Here is a 25038-nt window from a genome sequence, read left to right as displayed (position 1 = left end):
GCGACGGACCTTCGCGGCCATGGGTCACGTGGGCGGCCGCACGTCCAGTTCGTTGGTCACTTCCTTCACGCCACCGACCTGTCGCACCAGCGTATCGATGCGCGTCTTTTCGGTATCGTCCTTCACCGGCCCGCGCAGCACCACGGCGCCATCGGAGACGATCACCGCCACCTGGTGGCCGGCGTCGGACAGCGAAGCGTCGTTGGCGATGGCCTTGCGCACGGACGCCTGCAGCTGGGCATCGGCCGAGCTGTGGATCTGCGATGCCGCCTGATGCGGCGGTGGCGCCGGCGGCGGGTTCTGCCAGGCCACCGCGGGACCGGCGAGCACGAGCATCAACCATCCGACCATACCGATCTTCATGAGCTACCTCGCCATGCAGCGACTACGATGTGTGGCGGGTATTAATGGCCGGCCTGCGTGAACCGAGCGTGCATTTTTGCTTGGCAAAATCGTCGGACGCAGCGTGGCGCCCGTACGCAATTTGCTGCGGGCAAAAAAAACCGCCCCGACAAATCGGGGCGGCGATACATCCGTGTTTTCCGTGTCCGTCCGATGACACCCCGCCATGATCGCAGGTGCGCATCCGCATGAAAATCGGAAGCCTCTGAAAAACCGCGATCCACGACGTGTGCGTATTTACGCGCTCTCGCGCAGTTCCTCCACCATCGCGCGAATCTGCGCCAGCTGTTCGACCACCGCATCGCGACGGGCGGACATGCTGTCACCGCCCGATCCCTCCAGCACGCTGGGATCGATCAGGCGCAGGGCACCAATCAGCCGATGCAGGAGATTGCGCTGTTGTTCCTCGTCGCCGCTCACGATAGCGGCGTCGAGCCTGGCGACGTCCGCATCGCCTTCCTCCAGCAATCCTTCCAGCAGGATCTTCAGTTGACCTGCCGAGCCGAAGACATCGCTGAGATAGGTGAGCTGGTCGCTGCGCGCCGTTTCGCTGGCTTTCTGCTCGCGGGCGATGTCGTTGGCGAACGAGGCGATCTTCTTCTGCAACTCTTCCAGCTGTACCGGCTTGGCGAGGAAGTCGTCCATGCCCGTGCGGTGGCATTTGTCCACCTCTTCCGGCAAGGCGCTGGCCGACAACGCAATGATCGGCAGATGCGCGCCCGTCTCTTCCTCCTGCCGGCGGATGCGCTGGGCCAGCGCGTAGCCATCCAGCACCGGCATGTGGCAATCGGTGATCAGCAGGTCGAAGCGCGAGTTGGCCAGCGCATCCCAGGCCTGCTGCCCGTCTTCCACCACGGTGTGGACGTAGCCCAGGAGATCGAGCTGCCGTTCGATCACGGCGCGGTTGATCGGGTGGTCCTCGGCCACCAGCACGTGAATCGCGCGTGCCCCCGGCGCCGTGTTGAACGCCTGCTGGCTGACGCGGGCGCTCAGCCCCAGGGTGATGCGGCACGCGTCCACGGTCGAGCGCCAGAGCAAGGGACTGCCGCACAGCATCATGCGGCCGACTCTTCGTAGAAGCCGCGCGGGTCGGTGTCGGCGAGCACGTGGATGGTGGGAACGCCCAGCACGCTGACGCCCTGCTCGATCAACGCCGCGTCGGCGACGTAGATATCCGCATCGTCGGCGATGAATTCGGTGACGTCGTCGGCGTCGATCTCCATCACGCTGCAGCCCATGGCCGAGAAGGCATTGGCCAGTTCCCGCTCCAACATGGGATCGCGGGTGCAGATCAGTGCGCGCTTCTGATCGAGTCCGGCGACCACGCCGCCGGCCTGCAGCACCGGCAGGGTGACGTCGAACGACGCGCAGGTGCCCTGGCCGGGTTCGCTGGTCAGCTTGACGTCGCCACCCATCAACTGGGCCAGGCGGCGGCAGATGGCGAGGCCCAGGCCGGTGCCGCCAAATCGCCGTGCCGTCGAGGTTTCCGCCTGCATGAAGGGTTGGAACAGGCGATTCAACTGATCGGCGGAGATACCCATGCCCGTATCGGTCACGCTGAAGCGCAACTGCTGTCCATCCGTGTTCTCGCCCAGCAACTCCACGCGCAGCACCACATGCCCGTGCGACGTGAACTTGAGCGCGTTGCTGAGCAGGTTGTTGACGATCTGGCGGATGCGATTGGCGTCGCCACGATACTGGCAGGCCAGTCGCCAATCCTGCACGAGGTAAAGCTTGAGGTCCTTCTGCCGCGCGCGTGCGGCAAACGTGCCCACCGCGCTGTCCGTCAGCAGGCGCAGGTCGAACGCATCGGGCTCCAGTTCCAGCCGCTCGGCTTCGATGCGCGAGAAATCGAGGATGTCGTCGAGGATCTGCAGCAGCGCCACGGACGAATCCTGCACCATCCCGAGCATGTTCGACTGCTCGGTATTCAACGGCGTTTTCGACAGCAGCTCGACCAGCCCCAGCACGCCGGCCATCGGCGTGCGGATCTCGTGACTCATCATCGCCAGGAACGCACCCTTCGCGGCCACGGCCGCTTCCGCCGTCGCCTTCGCTTCCTTCAGCGTGCGCTCCTGCTCCTTTTCGACGGTGACGTCGGCGCAGTAGAGGCTCCAGAAATGACTGCCCTGCCCGGTCGGCTTGGGTTCGCCACCCACCGCGCGGATCCAGCGGATCTCGCCGCGCACACAGGTGCGAAATTCCATCACCTCCGCATGCTTCAGCTGCAGGTAGCGCTCGGCCGCGCCGCGTACGATCTCGCGGTCTTCGTCGATCGCCGCATCGAATGGCCGGGAGTGACCGGCCAGGATGTCTTCGCGCGACATCCCGAACATGGCCATGGTCGGCCCGCTGACATACTCGTAAGTTCGCCGGTTCTGCGCATCGATCAGCAGGCGTATCACCACGCCCGGCAGGTTTTCGTTGGTGTCGACCAGCCGCTGCTCGGAGGCGCGTGCGCGCGCTTCCGCATCCCGCATGCGCTTATAGGCAACACCGATGATCGCCACGATGGAGGCGCTGATCAGCAGGCCGATCAACACCCAGCGCCAGGGTGCTCCGTAGCTGTAGTCGGCACGCAGCCAACGCCCGCGCATGGCCTGGCGTTCGCTGGCCTTCATGCCCGCGAGCGTCTGGTCGATCAATCGCGCCAACGGCAGCTTGCTGCGGCTGACGCCGAAGGAAATGTCCTGGTCCAGGCCGGCGGGCGCCACCACCCGCAAGCTGGCGGCATAGCGATCGCGAATCAGTGCATCGATGGCAGGCAGCGTGCCGATGTAAGCCGCCACCTCGCCCTTCTCCAGCATGTTGAGGCCGGCTTCGTTGCTGACCACCGGCACCAGCGTGCTGTGCGGAAGCAGCAGCTTCAGCCCCGCCATCAGGCCGGCCTCTTCGCGCACCGAAACCTTCTTGCCGCGCAGATCTTCGGGGCCGGCGATGGCCGGGCCTTTCACACGGGTGACGATCACCTCGGGAAAACGTTCGTACGGACGGGTGAACGTCATGGTGGCGGCGTCGAAGTCGGCAGGCATGGCTGCTGCCACCAGATCCACTTCGTTGGCAGCTACCCGGCGTTGCAATTCGTCCAGATCGCGTGCCGGCACCAGTTCCACCCGAAGATCCAGCTTCTTCTGGATCACCGCCAGATAGTCCCCGGCAAGACCGTTGAGCGCCCCGTTCCGGTCCATGAAGCTGTAGGGGTAACGATCCGTTTCGTAGCCGACGCGGATGGTGCCCAGCCCGCTCAGCCACTGGCGGTCTTCGTCGTTCAGGCCGTGCCCCAGCGGAATCGGCGTATTGAGATCGGCGTCATAGCCCCAGCGCGAACGCAGGTTGCTCATCTCATCGTCGCTGACCGAATCGGCCGCCTTGCGCAGCAGCGTGACCAACAACGGCCGGTCGCCGGGAATGGCCAGCGACGGCTGCACCGGACCCAGGTCGGGCAGCGTCGCCAGCGTGCTCAGGTCGTCGTGCTCGCGCTCGCTGAGCAACCAACGTGTACGTGCGGAAACACCGATGTAGGCATCAGCGAAGCCTTGCGCAACCATATCCAGCGCCTGCTCACCAGCGTCGGAAAAAACTAGCGTGGCTTCGGGGAAACGGCTCTTTACGATACGGGTATACCCGACGGAAACGCGCTCAACGGCGATCCGGGCGTGGGTAAGATCCGCTTGCGAACGAATCTTCAGATCGCCTCGACGGGCCACCAGCACGAACTGGGTCTGCACATAGGGATTCAAGTAATCGAAGTGATTGCTGAACCCGTTGGATTGACCCACCAGCAGGTCGAGCGAAGCGGGCGTATCGCCCTGCGACACGGCCTCCCAATCGGTAAAGGGACGAAACTGCACGCGCAAACCCACACGGCTGGCCAGCAGTTTGGCGTAATCGACGCCGATGCCTTCGGGCGCACCCGCCACCCAGGCTTCAAGCGGATAGTGGTTGCCCGCGAAAATGCCCACCTCGACCACCGGGTGTGCGGCGATCCATTCCGACTCCTGCGACGTGAGCTTCACTTGCGGATCGTCGGTGGCCGACACCGACGCAGTCCAGACGAGAGCGATGAGCAGGAAAGCGATCGTCGCCTGCTTTCCCCCTGGCCGTTCCGTTCGTCTTCGTCGTTGCGTCAGCGCGGATGCCAGCCACAGTGTGCAACGACGAATCATGGGGTTCCCCGAAAAGGACAGCGGCCGATCGAGCGAGCTTACGCAGTGTTTAGAACGCCATCCATCAGAGTTATCTCAATTGACAGCAACGATGACCACGTGAGCGCGCGTCTCGCGGGCGATCGATGGGCACGCCATTCGCTCATCCACGGGCGGAGCGAACGTGCGCGAAGAAGCTTCATTGCATGCGCGGATTAAAACGTGAGAGTTATCTGAATTGACCTGAGCGGACGGCTAAACGCATCGCGGGGTGGCTATGCTTGCGGCATCCCTTCGCTATTCCGAGTTGTGCCATGCCTATCAGCGTCTTTCTGGCTGATGACCATCCCATCGTACGCAGCAGCGTCCGCACCGAAATCGAACGAATGAGCGGCTTCTCCGTCGTCGGCGAGGCATCGACCTCCGATGAGCTCATTACCTTCATGGAGCATGGTTCGTGCGACCTGCTCATCACCGATTTCAATATGCCCGGCGTGCACAACGAAGATGGCCTGTCCATGCTCGATGCGATCGTGCATCTGAAGCCGGAACTTTCCATTCTCGTGCTCACCATGCTCACCAACTCGGGATTGTTGCGGGCCATCCACGACCGCGGCGTCGCGGGCCTGGTCAGCAAATCCGATCACATGGCTGAAATGACCTCCGCCCTGCAGACCATCGCCTCGGGCCAGGATTACGTCAGCGCCAATGTGCGGCGAGTGCTCTGCAGTCCCAAGGGGAACGTCATGAAGAGTCCGCTTTCCATGCTGACCGAGCGCGAAGCCGAAGTGCTGCGCCTGTTCGTCTCGGGCCGCACGATTTCCGAAATTGCCGCGCAACGCGGCCGCAGCGTGAAGACCGTCAGTCACCAGAAGATCAGCGCGATGGGCAAACTGGGTTTGCGCAACGATCCGGAGCTGTACGCGTACGCGCACCAGAACGGCTTCTTCAACTGATGCGCCGCGGTGGAACGGGGCTGCTCGTTCCACTGGCCGCCGCAGGTTCAGCCAAGCTGCTGTCTTTCACGGCGTTGCGCCACGAGCTTCTGAAGCAGATCGTCGACTCGCGCAAGCTCGTCGGACACGGCCTGGCGACGCTCATGCACGCTCAGATCGGAAGGCGGCTCCTGCAATCCCGCGCGCAGCAACTGCAGCGAACCGGTGATGCGATGGAGCACGTCACGCTGGGCGGCCGTATCGCCCGCCTTCACCGCCTGGTCGAACTTTTCCAGGTCGGCCCGTCCCGCCTCCAGCAGTCCGTGCAGTAGCGTTTCGACCTGCTCCACGGAGCCAAACATGGCGGTCAGCTGCGCCAGCGGGTCGCTGGCGACAACGGCCTTCTCCTCGGCAACGTCGACGACACTGCCGACCATCGTCTCGATCTTCTTCTTCAGCTCTTCAAGGCGTGCGGGCTTGGCAAGGAAATCGTCCACGCCGGCGCGGCGACACTTTTCCACTTGCTCGGGCAGCGCGCTTGCCGAGAGCGCAACAATCGGAAGATGGGCGCCGGTGGTGGCTTCCGCCTCGCGTATCCGTTGGGTCAGCGCGTAGCCGTCGAGCACCGGCATGTGGCAGTCCGTCAGCAGCAGATCGTAATGCGAGGCGGCCAGCGCCTCCCAGGCGCGCTGGCCGTCCTCCGCCATCGTGCATGCGTAACCCAGCAGATCCAGCTGGCGTTCGATCACGGCGCGATTGATCGGATGGTCTTCGGCCACCAGGATTCGCGCGGAACGCGTTTCGCGTGGTGCAGCGATGCCGGACGAGTCGCCGGCCGTGTCCAGGCCCAACGCCGCGCGGCAGGCCTCTACCGCCGACCGCCACAGCAACGGGCTGCCGCACAACATGAGGTTGTCGCCCTCGCGATAGAAGCCGCGCGTATCGGTATCGGACAGTACGCGAATCACCGGCACCCCGGGCACCGTGACGCCTTGCTCGATCAGGCGCGCATCCGCGACATACAGGTCGGCGTCGTTGCTGCCGAATTCGGCGACGTCTTCGGGATCCGTTTCGATCACGCCGAAACCCATCGCGGACAGCGCATGGGACAACGCGCGCTCGAGCGTGCCGTCCAGCGTGCACACCAACGCGCGCTTGCCTTCGAAACCGGGAATCGCGCTGGCACCCTGCAGTACCGGCAGCACCAACTCGACCGTAGCGCGGGTACCCTCGCCCAGCTTGCTTTCCAGCCGAACATCGCCGCCCATCATGCCGGCGAGGCGTCGACAGATGCTCAAGCCCAGTCCGGTGCCACCGAAGCGCCGTGTGGTGGATGTTTCCGCCTGGGTGAACGGTTGAAACAGGCGGCTGAGCTGGTCGGCGGAGATGCCTATGCCCGTATCGGCAACGCTGATTCCCAACCGTTGTCCGCCCTCGGCTTCCTCCAGCAGATCGATGCGCAGCGCGACGTGCCCGGAGGCGGTGAACTTGAGCGCGTTGCTGATCAGGTTGTTGACGATCTGCCGGATGCGATTGGCGTCGCCCCGGTACTCCGCCGCGAGTCGCCAGTCCAGCACCAGATAGAGATGCAGATGCTTTTCCTGCGCCCGGGCGGCGAACGTACCCACCGCACTATCGGCCAGCAGGCGCAGGTCGAACGCCGCCGGCTCGAGCTCGAGTTTCTCCGCTTCGATGCGTGAGAAATCCAGGATGTCATCGAGGATCTGCAACAACGCCACCGCCGAATCCTGCGCCATGCCGACCATGTGCGACTGCTCGTTGCTCAGCGGCGTCTTCGAAAGCAATTCCACCAACCCCAGCACGCCGGCCATCGGCGTGCGGATCTCGTGGCTCATCATGGCCAGGAACGCGCCCTTGGCCGCCACCGCCGCTTCAGCCGTGGCCTTCGCTTCGACCAGTGCGCGCTCCTGTTCTTTTTCCACCGTCACATCGGCGCAGTAGACGCTCCAGAAATAACCGCCCTGCCCGCTGGGCTTGGGCTCGCCGCCGAATGCGCGGATCCAGCGGATCGTCCCGTTCACCCGGGTCCGGAACTCGACCACGCCCGATTGCTTCGCATGCAGGCCTCGATCCACCGAGGCCTGCAGCGCATCGCGGTCCTCGTCGATGGCCGCTTCCAGCGGGCGCGCGCGGCCGGCAAGAATGTCCTCGCGCGACACGCCGAAGATGGCCATGGTGGGCCCACTGACATACTCGTAGGTGCGGCGGTCAGCGGCATCCACATGCAGGCGAATCACCACGCCGGGCAGATTCTCGTTGGTGTCGACCAGCCGTTGCTCGGACGCACGGGCCCTCGCCTCGGCGTCCCGCATGCGCTTGTAGGCGAAGCCGATGATGCCCACGATGGAGGCGACCACCAGCAATCCCGTGAGCACCCAGGTCCACGGCACGCCGTAGCTGTAGTCGGCGCGCAGCCAGCGGCTGCGTATCGCCTGCCGCTGGTTGTCCTTGACGCCCGCAATGACCTGGTCGATCAAACCCGCAAGACGCGCCTTGTTGCGACTGACGCCAATGGTGATGTCCTGGTCCAGTCCCGCTGGCGCCACCACGCGCAAGGTGGCTGCGTAGCGATCGCGGATCAATGCGTCGATGGCCGGCAAGGTGCCGATATAGGCGGCCACCTCGCCCTTTTCGACCATGCGCAACCCCGCGTCGTTGCTGGCCACGGGAACCAGTTCGCTGCGCGGCAGCAGCAGTTTGAGGCCGGCGATCAGGCCCGCTTCCTCGCGCACGGCCACCCGTTTGCCCCGAAGGTCCTCCGCGCCGGCAATCGCCGCGCCGTGAAGCGGCGCCACGATGACTTCGGGAAAGCGCTCGTAGGGCCGGCTGAACACCATCGACCCTGCGTTGTAATCGGCGGGCATGGCCGCGGCAACCATATCCACTTCGTTGGCGGCCACGCGACGCTGCAATTCGTCCAGGTCGCGCGCGGGCACCAGCTCGAGCCGCAGTCCAAGCTCTTTCTTGATCAGCGAAAGGTAATCTTCGGCCAGGCCGTCGAGTTCGCCGTCGGTATTGATGAAGCTATAGGGATAGCGATCGGTTTCGTAGCCGACACGCAGCGTGCCGAGACCTGCGAGCCATTGGCGGTCGTCGTCGGAGATGCCGACGCTGCGCGGAAGCGGTGCGGTGAAATCCTCATCCAGCCCCCACTGCTGCCGAAGACTGGCCAGCTGGCTCGCCGGAACGGTGGCCTCCGCCTTGCGCAGGATCGACGCCAGCATCGCCTGCTCGCGGGGCATGGCCAGCGCGGCCTGCAGCGGCGGGATATCGGCAAGGCGCTCCAGGATGATCACATCGTCGTGTTCGCGCTCGGTCAGCAACCAGCGCGTGCGTGCCGAAGAACCGATGTACGCATCCGCCACGCCCTGGGCCACCATGTCCAACGCTTCGCGGCCGTCGTCGGTGAAGATCAGGGTCGCCTGAGGAAAGCGATCCTTGATGATCTTGTTGTAGACCCGGGCGACGCGCTCCATCGCAATGCGGCCGTGGACCACATCGCTCTCGGTACGTATGTTCAGATTGCCCTTGCGAGCGGCGAGCACCAGGCTCGCTTCCACATAGGGATCGAGATACGTCAGGCGATCGCTCCGCTTGTAGGGCTGGCCGACCAGCAGATCGAAAGGAATCGGCTTACCCGAATCGCTGAAGGTCACCGCATCCCAGTCCGTGAACGGACGAAACTGCAGCCTGAGCCCGACGCGGCCTGCCAGCAGCTTGGCGTAATCCACGCCGATGCCTTCGGCCCTGCCCGCGACCCATGCCTCGATCGGAAAATGGTTGCCGGCGAAGATGCCGACGTCCACCACGGGATGCTGCGCGATCCAGGCCAGCTCCTCGGTGGTCAATGCCACCTGTGCGTCCGGTCTGGCGGACGCGGCCGAATGAGGAGACCGCGCAGCCCCTACCGCGAACGGCAGCAAGGCGTACAGGAGGAACAGCGAAAACACCACCCGCCGAAGGCGCTGCCCCCACGGCCCAAGTGGGCGCGCGATGACTCGGGTCAGGCCTAGTAAGCGATGCATAGCGTGCCCCGTCCCTGTTGACTGAAGTGTCAGATTAGGCGGACAAGAATTGCCTCATCTATGAGAATAGTCTCAATTGCCAGGCGGCACGGCGGGCGCAATCTAGGGTGCGGCTCGATCCGCGCGCGCCTCGCCGAGCAACGCACCTCGCCGGCCCGGCGCTTGAACCAGGGCTGCCGCGAATGCTTCGCGCGCCGACAACCGCTTGCCGTTCTGCAGCAACAGGTCCCCCAACTGTTCGCGCGCCGGAACGACCGGGCCCGGCGTGACTGGCCGCTTCTCGAGGGCATCCTCCTTCTCGGCGGCGGCGCGCAGCAACGTCTCCGCGTCCGCGGGATGGCCCGCGGCCTGGTTCGCCCAGGCCATCACCTCGTCAGCGAGTATGGCCGTCTGGATGGCCCAATAGTCGTCGTGCGAATCGCGTAGTTGCTTCTCGATCTGACGCAGCCGGCTCGCCTGTTCGCGCGCTTCGGCCGGATGACCGGAACGCGCAAGACCGATGCCCCTGGACCACACCGCTATCGCCACGACGGCGGGCGGCGCTTTCACGGGTGGCGCCATGTTGGCGGCGTCGTTCCAGCGACCACGCTCCACGGCGGCGCGGATCGGCATCACGGTGGAGGCATAGGCGATGGCGAAATTCGTCATGTCGAGGGAAGACATTGCCTTCGCCTCGGCAATCACCTGCGCCGCCTCGGCATCGCGCCCCTGCTGCAGATACGCGTAAACCAGATAATCCATCGCATGCAGCTCGCCCATGGCGTCGCCTTGCGCATGGGCGGACTGCCTGGAGGCCAGGTTGGATTGGATGGAGTCATCCCACAGGCCAAGCCGGGTGAAGATATGCGACGGCATGTGCAAGGCATGCGGCGCTGAGGGAGCAATCTGCGCGTAGGCCCGCGCTGCCGGCAATCCCTGCTGGGCAAGTTCCACGCTATCGCTGGCGTGAATCAGGTAGTGGGCCAGGCCCGGATGATCGGGATGGGCGCGAAACAGCGGCTCGAGAATGCCGATGGCCTGTTTCTGCCTGGCATGCGTCTGGTCCGCCGGGCTTGCGTTGGAAAGCAGCGCCACCGCGTAGAAGACCTGGGATTCGATGTCCTTGGCGTTGTCGCGCGCGACCTGCGCCATCGCCTGTTCGTAGGCGCGGGTGCGGTCGTCCGAGGTGAGCCCGTCCCTGGCCTGGAAGAGCACGCCAACGGCATGGATGAAGCCGCGCTCCCGTTCCGTCTTTGCATCCAGCCGGACTGCCTGCAGCGCATCCTTCTGCGCCTGCGCAAAGGCGTCGGGAGGCAGGGCCGGACTCCAGACCGGATGGAAATGCACCATCGCCAGACCCCATAGGCCATCGCGCACTGCGGATCGCGCTCGGCCACCTGCCTGAAGGCCTGGTCCGCCGGGGCGTACGCAAACTAATGAAGCAGCGCGACCGCCCGATTGAACGGCTGTTGCACCGCGGGATCGCACGAAATGGGAAAGGAAACGCGACCGAGTTTTTCGGGGACACCATGCTCGTGCGTCTCCTGCCCCAGTGCGGAAGCAGAGACCAGGAGCAGGCCGAACAAAGCGTGCGTCAGATTCACCATGACCGCCTCTCCGCAACCTCGACACATTCTGCGCCAAGTGGGAGGAAAGATTCACCGGACCACGTATTTTTACCTAGTGCCCGAGCGCGCCCTGTCGAAGTTGGACCGCGCCCTTCGTCATGAAAGTGAGGGCAGGCAATCCGTCCGCCCCAGCGGAATTGAGGACCACGACATGCCGCAGTACCTGGTTGCCATTCACCACCCTGAAAACTACGACCCGTCGCTCGAGGACGACGCGATGATCCGCGACATCGGCCAGCTCAATGAAGCGATGAAGGCTGCTGGCGCCAGGTTCTTCGCCGGCGGCCTGGAGTCGCCCGGCAAGGCCAGATCGCTGCGCAAGCAGTCCGACGGCAAAGTAGTGGTTACCGATGGTCCATACATCGAGTCCAAGGAACACATCGGCGGCTTCTGGATACTGGAAGCCGCTGACATGGATGCGGCGCTGGCGTGGGGACGCAAGGCTGTCGTCGCCTGCCGCGCACCGGTCGAAGTGCGGGCGTTTCTTCGTCACAGCTAAAGGGCGTGAACTACTTCCGCGCCTTCTGCCGCGAGGAAGGCGCGCACGACTGGCCCGTCGCTGCGCAACAGTTCTCGGTGAGATAACCGACCAGCTCGTTCATGACCTCGAGCATCGGCGAGTAGTAGATGAATCGCCCGTCCTGACGGCTGGAGATCAGCCCGGCATGCACGAGTTCCTTCAAATGGAACGAGAGCGTGGCGTTGGCCAGCCCCAACCGTTCGGCGATCGCGCTTGCCGCCAGGCCATCGGGTGCGTGCTCGACGAGCAGGCGATACACCGCCAATCGCGACTCCTGGGCGAGCGCGGATAAGACCGTGATGGCTTGTTTGGTCTGCATAAGGGGCGAAAACTTCGGCCAGGAACCTTTCAAGTGTAAGAGGAATGGCGGGGCCGTTGTGCACCAGGCTAAATCGGCGCTTCGTACCAGCGCTTGCTGGCGGTGACGATGCGCACCACCGAGAGCATAACCGGCACTTCGATCAACACGCCCACCACCGTAGCCAACGCGGCGCCCGAGTGCACGCCAAACAGACCCACCGCGGTAGCCACGGCAAGCTCGAAGAAGTTGCTCGCGCCAATCAGCGCCGACGGTGCTGCCACACAGTGCGGCACACGCAGTTTCCGGTTGAGCAGATAGGCCAGCCCGGCGTTGAGATAGACCTGGATCAGGATCGGCACGGCAAGCATCGCAATGATCAGAGGCTGGGCCAGGATCTGTTGCCCCTGGAAGCCGAACAGCAACACCAGGGTCAGCAGCAAGGCGGCCAGCGAGATCGGCCCCAGCCGTGCCAGCAGGTGCTGGAGTGCGTCCTGGCCGCCATGCGCCAGGACAAAGCGGCGCAGGACGATGCTGATCAGCACCGGCACCACGATATACAGCACGACCGAGAGCATCAGCGTGTCCCACGGCACGGTGATGGCCGAGATGCCCAGCAGTAGCCCCACGATCGGCGCGAACGCGACCACCATGATGGCGTCGTTCACGGCGACCTGGCTCAGCGTGAAGTTGGGTTCGCCGCCGCACAGGTTGCTCCATACGAAAACCATGGCAGTGCACGGCGCCGCGGCGAGCAGGATCAGGCCAGCCACATACGAGTCGAGCTGAGCGGCCGGCAGCCACGCCGCAAACAGGTGGCGGATGAAAATCCAGCCCAGCAAGGCCATCGAAAACGGCTTGACCGCCCAGTTGATGAAGAGCGTGACGCCGATGCCTTTCCATTGCTTCCGAACGCCCGCCATGGCGCCGAAATCGATCTTCAGCAGCATGGGGATGATCATCAGCCAGATCAGCCCCGCCACCGGCAGGTTGACCTTGGCGAGTTCCTGGCGTCCCAGCGCTTCGAACGTGCCGGGCCACGCGTGACCGAACAAGGTGCCGGCCACGATGCAAAGCGCAACCCACAAGGTGAGATAGCGCTCGAACCATCCGATACGTGCCGGCTGGGCCGGAGGCATGGCTTCGATGGTGGTCGTCGCCTCGCTCATGCGGCACTCTCGTCGTCGGCCGCGGTGAGCGCGCCAATTCCATCGAGCGCCCGCTTCAGCGGTTCCGCACGCATCGTCTCGACCGGCAGATCCAGCAAGGCCATCAGTCGTTGGGTGATCAGCCTGTGCGCCTGGCGAAACGCTGCATGGATGGCGACGGGACTGCCCGTTGCTGCTGCCGGATCAGGCAGGCCCCAGTGCGTGCGCACGAAATCACCGAACAGCACCGGACACGGCTCGCTGGCGGCGCTGTCGCAAACGGTGACGACGATGTCCAGCGGCGGCGCGTCTTCACCCACAAAGCGATCCCACGATTTGCTGCTCAGCCCATGCGTGGGAATGCCCGCCGTCGCCAGCGCTTCGAGCGCATGGGGATTGACCTGGCCGGTCGGCTTGCTGCCGGCGCTGTACGCCTCGAACCGCCCCTTGCCCAGATGATTGAGCGTGGCCTCGGACAGGATGCTGCGGGCCGAATTGCCCGTGCAGATGAAAAGAACGCGACAAGGATGCATGAGGCTGTATGTCCGGGTTGACTGCGGCTGTTTTAATTCTATATTTCCATAATGATAGAATCGTTACATCGACGCAACCGATCTGGAAACCCGCCATGACGCTGCCTGACCTGCCCCATATCGCTGCCAACGCGCTCGACACACCCAGCCTTGGGAAGCTGGCACTGCCAGAGGGCGCCGCCCATCCGCCGCGGATCCTGATCCTGTACGGCTCGCTGCGGCCACAGTCTTTCAGCCGGAAGCTCGCGCTCGAAGCCGAGCGGATTCTTCGGCAATTCGGCGCGGAAACGCGCGTGTTCGATCCGCACGAGCTGCCCGTGCTGGACAGCGTGCCGGCGAGCCACCCCAAGGTGCAGGAGCTGCGGCAGCTGTCGTTGTGGTCGGAAGGCCAGGTGTGGATCAGTCCCGAGCGGCACGGTGCCGTGACCGGCGTGTTCAAGAACCAGATCGACTGGCTACCGCTGGAAGAAGGCAGCGTTCGGCCCACGCAGGGGCGCACCCTGGCCGTCATGCAGGTCTGTGGAGGATCCCAGTCTTTCAATGTCGTCAATGCGCTGCGCGTGCTCGGCCGCTGGATGCGCATGGTGACCATCCCCAACCAGTCCTCCGTCGCCAAGGCCTGGCAGGAATTCGACGAGAACGGCCGGATGAAGCCCTCGCCGTTCTACGATCGTGTCGTCGACGTGATGGAAGAACTGTTCAAGTTCACGTTGATGGTGCGCGACCGGAGCGATTATCTGGTCGACCGCTACAGCGAGCGCAAAGGCGCGTCCGAGGCACGCGCGCTGGCCGCCGCTGCCAAGGTCGTGGAAGCTGCCACGGAGCCGACAGCCTCCTCTCCCACCCTTGCCCATTCACCGGAAAAAGTCCGCAGCTGTTGCGCCAGCGGAGCGTGTTGAGGATGCATGCCACGACGTGGCGAGGCCATGATCGATACGCATGGAGTGCCGTCATGCAGGGCGGCAACGCTGCAGCTCGTGGGTCTGTTGAGCGGATCGCCGGAGCCCGATGATGGCGCATTTCACCGGAACGCCAGTTGGCGTAGCCTTCTTCAGGCAAGATGCCTGGTCACTACCGAGGAAATGACATGAGCAAGGGTATGGATTCAAAGAAAAGCGAGAAGAAGAAGCCGGCCAAGACCATGAAGGAAAAGAAGGCGGCCAAAGAGGAAAAGAAACGCGCCAAGTAAAGGCCGCGACACCGCGTAGCGCTTGCATCCAGCGCGCCTGCTCGAGGCGGCGGCTCACGCAAGCGCTATCGCTCGATGAAGAGAACGCCCGGCGCGGCGATCTTCACGCTGGTTCCCCGGCACCTCGATCCGCCAGGCGGACAACCGGGCGTCACCAACCAGAGGTTCGCCACGGACCGGCCTTGCAACGCTCCATCGGCATGAGACGAGGCGCGCGCATCGGCGCCACTTGGCCATACACAGCAGCCATCATGAGAAGGCCGCCCTGAGGCGGCCTCTCTCGACGAACAGCGGCGTCTTACTTGTTCGAGCGACCGTCTTCCGACTGACGATCCTTCGTGTTCGCCTCTTCGCTTGAACGGTTGTCCTTTTCCTCGCCGGAGCGCTCGGTGCGCTGCGGGTCCTTGCGATCCGGCTCGGCCTGCTTCGGATTGGAAGACGGGTCGTTGGGGGTATTGGGATTGTTGGACGTGTTCGGGTTGTTGGACGTGTTCGGGTTGTTGGTATTGCTCATGTCGAACTCCAGGACGGCGGATATGCCGCAGGGACACCCTCGCGTCCATCGGGTCATGGACGTGTGACATCGGTGTAGGGACCCGCGGCCGCCGTTCATGGGCTCGCTGCGCAGCCCGCTTACAGGGGCGTAACAACAGTAGGCGCATGTTGATGGGGTGCCGAAGCACGGTTAACCCCGCTTCGCGCCTCAGATTGCATGCATGGCTGTCTTTTTGGGTCCTCTGAGTTCTCTCCGCGTTGGTCGGAGCCGCAGGCTGGCGCCTGTTCATGACTTGCCGGACGCAGGTCGACACTCGAGGCAACGCCATGTATGACCCCAATCAAATGAACTCGCTCTACTTCTATCCGCACAAGCTGCATTTCTCTCCCAAGCCTGATGCGGCAGACAGCGAGCAACGCAATCGCTGGTTTCCCGGCTACAACGCGTCCACACCCCTGCCGAGGGCGAAAGCTCCCCTGCCCAGGAACATGAGCTTTCCTGCAGTCGAACCGCAGGCATCGGATGAAGATCGCCCGGCAGAAGACGATGTTCGCGTGGATGACGATGGCGCACCCCGTAGCAGCGGGGATGATGGCTGACGGCACGGGATGATTCCCCCGCTGAAGCCCTGTCACGCCACCATTCCGTCCCTTCCAAGGCCACTCTCATGACCAGCATTTCGGGCAAAACGACCAACGGCTTTACCTATGAAGGCGATTACGAGCATGCAAGCTCCGATCGCGTCACCTGGACCGCCATCTTTCGACGCAGCGGCGTCTTCTTCGGCATGCGACACGGTCGCGTCAACGAACTCACGGGTGTATCCGCCGGAGAGATCAGCGAAGCGGTGCAGGACGACATCGAGTTTGTCTGGGTCCAGGCGCGCTAGCTCAATCGCCCTGGCGCCAACGGCGATGGAGCGCTCAGCCCCCGTGATTCCGGGAGGATCGGCTTTCCCGAAGTCGTGCGCCTAGACATATTGGGCGCACCGATTTGACGATGGCTAGATCGCTCTTCACGTAAGGTGGGTGATGTTCCGACGGCCGATAGCAGGTACGCAGCAACAGGCGTGCCCGGCCAGCACGCCAAGGGCAGAACAGGAAACTGCCGGCTTGACGATGTGGCCACGCCTCCTCTGCGTTCGCCTCGCAGATATCACCCAACGCCGAGATGCCCATGTTTGACCGATTGTTGAACCTGGCAGCGCACGGCCTGCTCGACGCGGGCATCGGCACGATGTTGCTTTACCTGCTCGTGATGACCCAGCTCACCATCTTCACGGTGACGCTCTACCTGCACCGCAGTCAAACCCACCGCTCGGTGGACTTTCATCCTGTGCTCGCCCACGCCTTTCGGTTCTGGAGTTGGCTGACCACCTCGATGGTCACGCGCGAATGGGTGGCGGTCCATCGCAAGCACCACGCCCACGCGGACACCGAACACGATCCGCACAGCCCCTACATCGCCGGCATCCACACCTTGCTGTGGAAAGGCACCGAGCTCTATACCAAGGCGAGCCAGGATCCTCGAATGCTCGCCATATATGGTCGCGGCACCCCCGACGACTGGATCGAACGGCACGTCTACACGCGTCACAGCAATTGGGGCCCGACGCTGCTGGCAGTCATCAGCCTCGCCTTGTTCGGCGTGGGCGGCATGGCGATATGGGCGGTGCAGATGATGTGGATTCCGTTCTGGGCCGCCGGCGTGGTGAATGGCATCGGTCATTGGTGGGGCTATCGAAACTTCGAGACGCCGGACAAATCCGCGAACGTGATGCCCCTGGCCATCTGGGTGGGCGGTGAGGAGCTGCACAACAACCATCACGCCTTTCCCAGTTCGGCGAAATTTTCCGTGCGCCGCTTTGAGTTCGACCTCGGCTGGCTGGTGATCCAGATGCTCGCGGCAGTGGGACTGGCGCGTGTCAGGCGCGTCGCCCTGGTCGGGCAGGCACGAATGGCCCATCGAACGGCGCGCCTCGTGCCCCTGGCCCCGCGGGTGAAGGTGATGACGGCGTTCTTCCGCAAGGTGACCTTGCCGGCCGTCAAAGAGGAGATTCGCCGCAGCAAGAGTTCGCCGCTGTCCGTGCGCCTGCACCGCGCACTGGCCGATGGCGGCCGGTGGCTTTCAGCGGACGAGCGGGCGCATCTGAATGCATGGATCGACGCCCGACCCTACCTTCGCACCATCTGCCATCAGCGCACCCAGCTGGCCGCGCTGATGGAAACACGCAACGCCGACCATGCGGCCGCGGCGCTCACGCTGTGGGTCAAGGCGGCGCAGGCCAGCGGCATCGGTTCGCTGCAACAGTTCGCCGTCTCGTTGAGCGAAGGCATGCTCATGCATCGCGCTCCGCTGCCGGGCTCGCCCGATTAAACACCTGTGTGTCCAAGACGCCTTCCCTCTCGCACAGAGGGTGATGACATCAATGCCTGAAGTCGTGGCTCGCCGGCGGCTGGCCGTCCGCTGCCGAGCGCCACGCGCAGGCCTGGCAACCGCACTCTCCCATGCAGGGTCGAGCGCATTCCGGTCTGCATCGGCAAGGCACCAGTCGTTCGGCTCGTTTGCGCACGACGAAGAAATCGGCGATATCGAAGAATCCGTCGGTTATCGGATAGCGGAAAAGACCTTCTTCCGTCGGTTCGGCATTCGCCATCATGTGAACTTTTCCCCTGGAACATAACGTATGGCCGCGCCCGCCGCGTGTTCAGTTCGCGCGAGACGGCGCACGATCATCGCCGAACAGCGCGCTTGATCCTTCTCGCCTCATCAACGGCGGCGGCCAGATGCTGCCTTCGCGACAGCACGGGAGAAATCGGCACGGGTGGCGCTGCGAAGAGGTGATGCAACCCATCGCTTGCGGACGCAGCGAGCTTGTTCAGCCGCACGAAAAGATCGGAAAGCATGTGAAATTGCCTAGCCATGGCTGTCGCCTCGAACGCTAACCCTAGGGGCGGCGAGATGGCCATCCGGGTGGAGCAGCCAGCAGGATGGTCGGGCGGATATCCTGCATCCCTGACGGTGCGCCTTTCCCCGTTACTGGCCGGTTAATTCCAGCGTGGTGCACGATCACGCGCTGGTCGAAGCATCACGCCGGCGAAGCTAGCACGCCTGGGTCCTCACCCAGATGATCAGCTGGACGATTCGAAACGAAACCAGGAAGTAGGCAATGCCCAAGGCCATCTGCAACATGCGCGGCCACCGCAACCGCGCCAACTTTCGAAGCCCATCGACAAAGTTCAGGAGGATAAGCACCACCCCCGCCACGGCCACGGCATAGCCAACCAGCGAAGGATTGAGCAAATCCACGAAGACGGTGTGGTCGAAGCGCTTGGTGGTCTCGATGCCCGCGGCAACGATGATCGTGGCGACCACCACATTCCTGGCGTGATCGAAGATGGCCCTCAAGCCACCGCGATCGAACAGCGCCAATGCAACCTCATTCCATGCAATTCTCATCGACGGGTTCCCACGCGTGGATGGCTCGCCCGGAGCGACCAGGCGGTGCGAACGGCGGACTAGGCGCCAGTGGGATACTTCTGCAGCAGCGCCTTGAAGCGAGGATCGTCGCGCAGCGGATCCCAGCTCGGATCGAGCTTGAGCAAGGCGCTGGACAGGATGCCCCCGGTAGGCATGGACAGCACGCGATCGATCAGCGCGATGGCCTGGTCAGGCTGGCCGACCCGCACGTACAACTGCGCCTGGCACGCGAGCATGCCCGCACCGGTGAGCACGTCCTTGCCGACCGGCATCAGGGCGACGGCGCGCTCGGCTTCGGCAACCGCTTCGGTTTTTTGCCCGAGGCCTGCATAGGCGAATCCCAGGGCGAGATGCAGGTCGGCATCGTCCGGTCGTTCCACCAGGCCCGCGCGTGCATGCGTCGCGACCTCGGTATAGGCGGCGGTGGCCTTGGCCGTGTCGCCCGCCGACTGGAACGCCCACGCCAGATACAGGCGGCGCGGCAAGACGATGTTGTCGGGGTCGTCCCAGTTCTCGGCCTTGTCCGCCTCGGCCACCTTGATCGCGCCGGCATAGTCGCGCGCCAGCGAGCGCTCGAAGTACATCGCCATGATATTGCCGGCGTAGCCGTCGCTACCCGGCTTGAGCGCGGCAAGCGCCGCGCGCAGCGGTGCCGGATCGCCTTTCCACATCAGCTGATTGAACGCCAGCGTCACGCGCCCGCCCGCGGGATTGCGGCTCAACGCCATCGCGGCGGCATAGGCCTGGTCGGCCTCCGCATAGCGGCGCAGGCTCTGGTAGGTCACGCCGAGCTGGTTGAACGCAAACTCGCTGTGCGGATCGAGCACGGTGGCGTTGTGAAACAGCTTCACCGCCTCGTCCCAGCGCCCCTGTCGCCGGGCGACCGCGGCGATCAGCAGTTCGACCGTGGCGCTGTTCGGCAACGCCTCCCGCGCCAGCTCCAACTGCGGATTGGCAGCAGCGTAATCGCGATGTCCCCAGTAGTAATACAAGCCCAACGCGTAGTGCCCCTGGCCCAGCTTCGGCTGCAGCGTGAGCGCGCGATCGGCAGCGGCCTTCGCCTCGACCAATCGCTCGTTGGTACGGTCGGGGCCGAAGAAATACATCTGCATGTGGGCGCGCGCCAATGCAGCGGCGGCCAGCGCGAAGTGCGGGTCCTTGGCCAGGGCCTCCTGATACAGCGAGATCGCGACGGGCAATTCGGTCGACGACAGCACCGGATCGTCGTACGCGCGGTTGGCATGCGCACCCGCCTGCAGGTACAGATCGTAGGCTGCGGGATTCTGGGTCGGCGCGGTGTCCATGCGCGCGGTCTCGGCAGAAGTGAGCTGCACCTTCAGCGCCTGCGCGACGTTCTGCGCGACCTCGCCTTCCACGTTGAAAACGTTGTCCAGCGTGCGCGTATAGGCTTTGGCCCAGAGGTGGTTGCCGCTTTCCGCTTCGATCAACTGCACATTGATCAGCACCTGGTCGCCGACCTTCTGCACCGTGCCTTCGAGCAGCGTCGCCACGCCCAGTTGCCGCGCGATGGTTCGCACGTCTTCCGGATGGCTGGGATATTTCTCCGTCGAGGTGCGGGAGATCACCTTCAGTCCGCCGATACCCACCAGCTCGGTGAGGATCATGTCCTGCATGCCGCTGGCGAAATAGGCATTGCCCTGGTCGGTACTGAGATTCTCGAACGGCAGCACCGCGATCGACTTGAGGTCGGTGGCCGCCGCCGTGTTCACGGGATGCGGTGCGAAACGGTGCCAGCCAAACAACGCGGCCGCCAACACGAGCAGACCCGCGATCGCCACCACGAGGCGCTTTCCGAATCGACGTGTTTCGCCAGCTGGCGGGGAGATTGCTGAAGTCGTCGCCGGCACGGCCGGTGGCGCGTCGACCGGGTTGGCGAGGACTTTCGCGGGCGCTGGTTTCGTCACCGGCGGCAATGCGCCTTCCGCCATCAACTCCTCGCGTGACGCAGCGGATCGCACGTCGGCATCGAGGCGAAAACCGACGCCGTGCACGGTATGCAGATAATGGCTTTCGTCGCCACTCTCGCCGAGCGCGTGGCGCAACATGGCGATCACGCGGCTGAGCACGCCCGGGGTCACATGGCTGTGCCCCCACACCTCGTCGAGAATCTCATCGCGGCTCAACACGCGCCCGGGGTCGCGCGCCAGCAGAACGAGCACGGCAAAGGCCTTGCGCTCAAGCCCGACCTCCGCGCCATCGACGTACAGGCGATGACCCAGGGTGTCGATCTCGACCGTGCCGAATGCGATCCACGCGGCAGAGGCGGTCTCTGCAGCCATTTGTTCGCCCTCCACTGCCGCGCCTGCTCGGCCTCAGGTTACACCAACCGGGCTGCAACGCCGGGTATGGCTCAAGTGTGGATTTCGTTGCGGAATGAGCGATTTACGGCGCCCTCTGGGCCCGAAGGCGGTATCGCCGCCTCCCGGGCAACGGCCCTGCGCGCCTCGGGCCGGTCTCCGCTCGGGGTCCAGCCCATCCCGGAGGGTGCTGGCGCGCCATCCAGGTGACGCGCCCTTCGCTACTTCCCGGCCTTGATGGCCACGCCGGTGATCTCGAAATGCGCTCCCATGAACAGCTGCGTGCTGCCCGTGAAGGTGCGTGCCGGGAAGCCATGCTTGAAGTAGGTCCGGTAGACCGAGTTGAACTTCTGGAACGCGGCAAAATCCGTGCACAGCACATCGATCTTCACCAGGTCGTCCATCGTCATTCCCGCAGCTTCCACCGCCTGCTTGAGGCCGTCCATAGCCAATCGGGTCTCTTCTTCGGTCGTTTTGGGTACTTTGTTGGTGTGCTCGTCCACACCGATGTACCCCGACAAATACAAGGTATTGCCCACGAGCACCGCATCGCTGAAAGGCAGATCCGCCATTTGCTCCGGCGTCCGGCTGATCACGATGTGCTTGCGCCCATCCTGGGCGGATACCGACAGGGCGGCTGTCGCCAGCAGGACGAAGGCGGCGATCCGGGTGCGAGGTTTCATGACGACACTCCTTGAGAGGGGGCTGAAGGTTACGACCTTCTCTCCTCCCTCCGGCAGTCCCGAACGTACTGGTCCACGGCCCGCCTCCCGGCGGGTCGCGAAAGGTCATCGATGACCGATCCTCACACTTCCAGCCTGTCGTCCGGACGTGCAACCAGCGCGTACAGCACGGGCATCAGGAACACGCTGATCAACAGTCGCGTGAACAGGCCGCTGACGATCACCAGGGCGAACGGCCGCTGGGTATCGGTGCCCACGCCGGTGGCGAGTGCGGCGGGCAGCAGGCCGAGCGCGGCGACCAGGGCGGTCATCATGATCGGACGCAGGCGCAGGATCGCTCCCTCGCGAATCGCTTCGTTGAGGCTGGTGCCACCGCGGCGAAGTTCGTTGACGTAGGAGATGTAGACGACCGCGGTCTGCACCGACACGCCAAACAGGGCCAGGAAACCGATGCCCGACGACACCGAGAACGGCGTGCCGGTGATCCACAGCGCAATGATGCCGCCCACCGGCGCCGACAGCAGCACGCCGAGCACGGTGATGAAGGGAAACTTGAAATTGCTGTAGAGCGTGAACAGCAACAGGAAGATCAAGGCCAGCGTCAGCGGCAGGATCACATTCAACTGGGCACGCGAGGCGGTGTACTCGGTGTATTCGCCGCCCCAGTCGAGCCGGTAGCCCTGCGGCAGCTTGACCTTGCCGTTGACCTGCTGGATGGCGTCTTCCACCGCACCGGCCAGGTCGCGCCCTTCCACCGAGAACTGCACGCCGATGTAGCGCGAGTTGTTTTCGCGATAGATGAACGACGCGCCATTGGTTTCCTGGATATCGGCAAACTCCTTCAGCGGAATCTGCTGTCCGGCCGGCGTGGTGACCAGGATGTTCTTGATCTCCTCGGGGTTGTCGCGATACTGCTGCTCGAGCCGGACCACCAGATCGAACTGCCGTTCGCCCTGCACCACCTGGGTGGCCACGTCGCCACCGATGGCGGTCTCGATCACGCCGTTGATGTCGGACACATTCAAGCCGTACCGGGCGATCTTCGCGCGGTCGATGTTGATGCTCAGGCTGGGTTGGCCCAGCTCCTGCACCAGGGTCACATCGCGGATGCCGCGCACGTGTTCCAGCACCTGCTTGATGCTCTTGCCCTTCTGCTCCAGCGTATTCAGATCGGAGCCGAAGACCTTCACCGCCAGCGCGCTTTTCAGGCCCGTCTCCGCTTCGTCCACCGCATCTTCGGCGGGCTGCGTGTAGTTGAAGATGATGCCCGGGAAGGCCTGCAGTTTCTTGTTGATGGCCTCGATCAGGGCGGCCTTGTTGTGGTACGTCCCGTTCCACTGCGAATAGGGCTTGAGGCCTACGTAGAACTCGACGTTGAAGAAGCCGGTCGAATCCGTGCCGTCATCCGGTCGACCCAGCTCCGAGGCGACCGTGGTGACTTCGGGGAACGAACGCAGCAGCTCGCGCACCCGTGGCGTCACCTTCGACGCTTCCTCGAACGAGATGGTGTACGGCATGGTGGCACGCACCCATAGCGCGCCCTCGTCCAGCTGCGGCATGAACTCCGCGCCGATGCGCGGAATCAGCAGCAGCGAAACGGCCAGCACGATGGCCGAGGCAATCGCCGTTCCCCATGGCCGCGCGAGGCAGAAATCCAGCCCCTTCACGTACACCGACTTGATCGCCTCGAACACGCGATTGCGCCGTTCCTGCACGCCCTTGCGCATGAACACCGCGCACAGCACGGGCAGCAGCGTCAGCGTCACCACCAGCGAGCCGATCAGCGCGAAGATCATGGTGTCGGCCATGGGCTTGAACAGCGTGCCCGATGGACCGGACAACACGTAGATCGGCAGGAAGCTGACCACGATCACCGCGACGGCGTAGAACAGCGGGCGATCCACCTCGGCGGCGGCGTCGCGGATGATCTCCTTCACGTTGAGCGGCGTGCCGCGCCGTTCGGCGATCTGGCGGAAGATGTTCTCCACCATCACCACGGCGGCATCGACGAGGATGCCGAAGTCCACCGCGCCAATCGATAACAGGTTGGCCGAGGCGCCTTGCAGGTCCAGGCAGATGAAGGCAAACAACAACGCCAGCGGAATGGTGGTGGCGACAATCAGGCCCGCGCGGAAATCGTAGAGAAAGAAGATCAGGATCACCACGACCAGCAGCATGCCGCGCAGCAGATTGTCTTCCACGATCTTGGTGGTCAGCGTGATCAGGTCGGTGCGGTCGTAGAACGGCACGACCTTCACGTCCTTGGGCAGGATCTCATCGTTGAGCTGCTTGGTCTTGGCCTCGACCCGCTTCAGCACATCCTGGGTCTTCTCGCCGGTACGCAACAGGATCACGCCTTCCACGGCATCATCCTGCTTCTCGTAGCCGAACTCGCCCAGGCGTGGCGCGATGCCGATGACGACGCGGCCCACGTCCTTCACCAACACCGGAACGCCATCGTGCACCGCGACCACCACGTTGCCGATGTCCTCCAGCGTTTCCACGCGCCCGTTGCCACGCACGTAGTAGAACTGTCCGCCCTGCGAATAGAAGCCGCCCCCCGCGTTGGCATTGTTGGCGGTGAGCGCTGCCTCGACCTGCACCGCGGACAGTCCGACCGCGGCGATCTTGGTCTGGTCGAGCAGCACCTGATACTGCATGGTGCCGCCGCCGAAACCCGAATCGTCCGCCACGCCGGGCACCGACCGGTACTGCGGCTCGACCGTCCAGTCCTCGAGCGTCTTGAGGTCCATCGGCGAGCGGTCGGTGCTCTGCAGCACATAGCGGTAGATCAGACCCGACGGTGCCGACAGCGGCGACACCGAGGGCGTCACGCCGCTGGGCAAACTCAAATCGCCCAGTCGGTTGAACACCTCCTGCCGGGCGAAGTTATTGTCCATGCCCGTCTCGTAGGTGAGGATGACGTCGGACAAACCGTAGAGAGAAATCGAGCGCCTGGTCGTGGTTTTCGGCACATCGTTCATGCCCAGCTCGACCGGCACGGTGATCAGCCGCTCCACTTCTTCGGCGGTGTGCCCTGGCCACTGCGTGATGATTTCCACGATGGGCGGCGACAGGTCGGGATAGGCATCCACCGGCAGGCGCCGAAGCGAATGCGCGCCCGCACCGATCAACAGCAGCGTCATCAGGATGACGAGGAACGGCTGGCCCAGCGAGGCGGACACGATCCGGTTCATCATCGATGCCGTTCGCGACGGTGATACGGCAGGAGGAAGTT

The 25038-nt window shown here is 64.0% G+C and carries 20 protein-coding genes; 6 read left to right on the top strand and 14 right to left on the bottom strand.

Going from position 1 to position 25038, the window contains the following annotated elements:
* Positions 1-24 precede the first annotated feature (24 nt).
* From ISP20_RS09900 to ISP20_RS09890, 3 genes are all read right to left on the bottom strand, one after another.
* Entirely contained in the window at positions 25-363 is a 339-nt protein-coding gene (locus tag ISP20_RS09900; protein ID WP_204635853.1) for a BON domain-containing protein, read from the bottom strand.
* 276 nt (positions 364-639) lie between these two features.
* The gene (locus tag ISP20_RS09895) at positions 640-1461 is read right to left on the bottom strand and encodes a response regulator (protein ID WP_204635852.1); all 822 of its coding nucleotides are present in this window, start codon (positions 1459-1461) and stop codon (positions 640-642) included.
* Positions 1458-4442 (bottom strand): ATP-binding protein, encoded by a 2985-nt coding sequence (locus ISP20_RS09890; protein WP_204635851.1) that lies wholly within the window; start codon positions 4440-4442, stop codon positions 1458-1460. Before ISP20_RS09890 ends, ISP20_RS09895 begins: the two co-directional genes overlap by 4 nt.
* 419 nt (positions 4443-4861) lie before the next feature.
* On the opposite strand from ISP20_RS09890, the gene ISP20_RS09885 reads away from it, so the two are divergent.
* Entirely contained in the window at positions 4862-5503 is a 642-nt protein-coding gene (locus ISP20_RS09885) for a response regulator (protein WP_204635850.1), read from the top strand.
* A 47-nt stretch (positions 5504-5550) separates the two neighbouring features.
* Here the strand turns inward: ISP20_RS09885 and ISP20_RS09880 are convergent, their stop codons facing one another.
* The 3 genes from ISP20_RS09880 to ISP20_RS09870 all read right to left on the bottom strand — a co-directional run bounded on the left by ISP20_RS09880 (position 5551) and on the right by ISP20_RS09870 (position 11114).
* Positions 5551-9357 carry an ATP-binding protein gene (locus tag ISP20_RS09880; RefSeq protein WP_204635849.1) on the bottom strand — a complete coding sequence of 1269 codons (3807 nt, stop codon included), beginning with the start codon at positions 9355-9357 and terminating at the stop codon, positions 5551-5553.
* A 273-nt stretch (positions 9358-9630) separates the two neighbouring features.
* Entirely contained in the window at positions 9631-10884 is a 1254-nt protein-coding gene (locus ISP20_RS09875; protein ID WP_204635848.1) for a hypothetical protein, read from the bottom strand.
* Positions 10885-10940: 56 nt separating this feature from the next.
* Complete coding sequence (locus ISP20_RS09870) at positions 10941-11114, bottom strand: hypothetical protein (RefSeq protein ID WP_204635847.1); 174 nt, start codon at positions 11112-11114, stop codon at positions 10941-10943.
* Between ISP20_RS09870 and ISP20_RS09865 the strand changes: the two genes are divergently transcribed.
* The gene (locus tag ISP20_RS09865; protein ID WP_239535478.1) at positions 11113-11634 is read left to right on the top strand and encodes a YciI family protein; all 522 of its coding nucleotides are present in this window, start codon (positions 11113-11115) and stop codon (positions 11632-11634) included. The two genes, ISP20_RS09870 and ISP20_RS09865, sit on opposite strands and share 2 nt — an antisense overlap.
* A gap of 10 nt (positions 11635-11644) precedes the next feature.
* On the opposite strand, the gene ISP20_RS09860 is transcribed toward ISP20_RS09865, so the two are convergent.
* The 3 genes from ISP20_RS09860 to ISP20_RS09850 all read right to left on the bottom strand — a co-directional run bounded on the left by ISP20_RS09860 (position 11645) and on the right by ISP20_RS09850 (position 13634).
* Entirely contained in the window at positions 11645-11974 is a 330-nt protein-coding gene (locus ISP20_RS09860) for an ArsR/SmtB family transcription factor (RefSeq protein ID WP_204635846.1), read from the bottom strand.
* Between the two features lie 68 nt (positions 11975-12042).
* Positions 12043-13122 (bottom strand): ACR3 family arsenite efflux transporter, encoded by a 1080-nt coding sequence (arsB, locus tag ISP20_RS09855; protein WP_239535476.1) that lies wholly within the window; start codon positions 13120-13122, stop codon positions 12043-12045.
* On the bottom strand, positions 13119-13634 hold the full coding sequence (locus ISP20_RS09850; protein WP_204635845.1) for an arsenate reductase ArsC: 516 nt from the start codon (positions 13632-13634) through the stop codon (positions 13119-13121). Before ISP20_RS09850 ends, arsB begins: the two co-directional genes overlap by 4 nt.
* Before the next feature lie 95 nt (positions 13635-13729).
* Here ISP20_RS09850 and arsH point away from each other — a divergent pair, with 95 nt between their 5' ends.
* Positions 13730-14533, top strand: coding sequence for an arsenical resistance protein ArsH (gene arsH, locus ISP20_RS09845; RefSeq protein WP_204635844.1), 804 nt, complete (start codon positions 13730-13732; stop codon positions 14531-14533).
* Positions 14534-15121: 588 nt separating this feature from the next.
* Here the strand turns inward: arsH and ISP20_RS09840 are convergent.
* A complete protein-coding gene (locus ISP20_RS09840; protein WP_204635843.1) occupies positions 15122-15337 on the bottom strand; it encodes a hypothetical protein in 216 nt (71 codons plus the stop codon).
* Positions 15338-15645: 308 nt separating this feature from the next.
* Between ISP20_RS09840 and ISP20_RS09835 the strand changes: the two genes are divergently transcribed.
* The 3 genes from ISP20_RS09835 to ISP20_RS09825 all read left to right on the top strand — a co-directional run bounded on the left by ISP20_RS09835 (position 15646) and on the right by ISP20_RS09825 (position 17695).
* The gene (locus ISP20_RS09835; protein ID WP_204635842.1) at positions 15646-15918 is read left to right on the top strand and encodes a hypothetical protein; all 273 of its coding nucleotides are present in this window, start codon (positions 15646-15648) and stop codon (positions 15916-15918) included.
* Between the two features lie 68 nt (positions 15919-15986).
* Positions 15987-16208, top strand: a complete 222-nt coding sequence (locus ISP20_RS09830) for a TonB-dependent receptor (RefSeq protein ID WP_204635841.1) — start codon at positions 15987-15989, stop codon at positions 16206-16208.
* A 287-nt stretch (positions 16209-16495) separates the two neighbouring features.
* Positions 16496-17695 (top strand): DesA family fatty acid desaturase, encoded by a 1200-nt coding sequence (locus ISP20_RS09825; protein WP_204635840.1) that lies wholly within the window; start codon positions 16496-16498, stop codon positions 17693-17695.
* Positions 17696-18421: 726 nt separating this feature from the next.
* Here the strand turns inward: ISP20_RS09825 and ISP20_RS09820 are convergent.
* From ISP20_RS09820 to ISP20_RS09805, 4 genes are all read right to left on the bottom strand, one after another.
* Positions 18422-18751, bottom strand: a complete 330-nt coding sequence (locus tag ISP20_RS09820; RefSeq protein WP_204635839.1) for a hypothetical protein — start codon at positions 18749-18751, stop codon at positions 18422-18424.
* A gap of 86 nt (positions 18752-18837) precedes the next feature.
* Positions 18838-21099, bottom strand: a complete 2262-nt coding sequence (locus ISP20_RS09815) for a winged helix-turn-helix domain-containing protein (protein WP_204635838.1) — start codon at positions 21097-21099, stop codon at positions 18838-18840.
* A 239-nt stretch (positions 21100-21338) separates the two neighbouring features.
* The gene (locus ISP20_RS09810) at positions 21339-21800 is read right to left on the bottom strand and encodes a RidA family protein (protein ID WP_204635837.1); all 462 of its coding nucleotides are present in this window, start codon (positions 21798-21800) and stop codon (positions 21339-21341) included.
* A 122-nt stretch (positions 21801-21922) separates the two neighbouring features.
* Complete coding sequence (locus tag ISP20_RS09805; protein ID WP_239535475.1) at positions 21923-25000, bottom strand: efflux RND transporter permease subunit; 3078 nt, start codon at positions 24998-25000, stop codon at positions 21923-21925.
* Between the last annotated feature and the right edge of the window lie 38 nt (positions 25001-25038).

This window comes from Dyella kyungheensis (assembly GCF_016905005.1).
Lineage (GTDB): Bacteria > Pseudomonadota > Gammaproteobacteria > Xanthomonadales > Rhodanobacteraceae > Dyella > Dyella kyungheensis.
The sequence above is the reverse complement of the archived record's forward strand: the minus strand, read 5'-3'. Positions and strand labels throughout refer to the sequence as shown.